Source organism: Pseudomonas sp. HY13-MNA-CIBAN-0226, assembly GCF_040310305.1.
In the GTDB taxonomy this organism is placed as follows: domain Bacteria; phylum Pseudomonadota; class Gammaproteobacteria; order Pseudomonadales; family Pseudomonadaceae; genus Aquipseudomonas; species Aquipseudomonas gregormendelii.
Map to the genome: position 1 here is coordinate 1 of NZ_JBEOPS010000065.1, position 592 is coordinate 592.

Sequence of the window (592 nt, forward strand, 5' to 3'; positions counted from 1 at the left end):
CCCGGACCCCACTCCGGTGGCCATTTCCCGCATTACAGGCGCACCTCTCCTGCATTCGTCAGTAAATGTCGGCGCGCCATCCACAGGTTCGACAGAGCGAACAGTGTCACCAGTTGCGCCGTGTTTTTGGCCAAGCCGCGAAAGCGCACCTTGGTGTAACCGAACTGGCGCTTGATTACCCGGAACGGATGCTCGACCTTGGCGCGCACCTGAGCCTTGGCCTTTTCAATCTTGCGCTTGGCTTTGTACAGCACGCTGCGCTTATCGAGTTTTTTGTAGGTGCTGCGGCGTGCCGCCACCTGCCAGATAACTTCACGTCCTTCATGCTCGGGCCGCTTTTCGACACCGGTGTAGCCTGCATCGGCGCAGACCACGTTTTCGTCGCCATGCAGCAATTTGTCCACCTGGGTGACATCCGCCACATTGGCCGCCGTGCCCACTACGCTGTGCACCAGACCCGATTCGTCATCGGCGCCGATGTGGGCCTTCATGCCAAAATAATACTGGTTTCCCTTCTTGGTCTGGTGCATTTCCGGGTCGCGCTTGCCGTCCTTGTTCTTGGTCGAACTGGGCGCATTGATCAGCGTTGCAT

The 592-nt window shown here is 58.4% G+C and carries 1 pseudogene; it reads right to left on the reverse strand.

Annotated features, from left to right (window positions below):
• Positions 1 to 32: 32 nt before the first annotated feature.
• Positions 33 to 592, reverse strand: a pseudogene (locus AAEZ05_RS27755) (IS5-like element IS1384 family transposase); the annotation flags it as partial.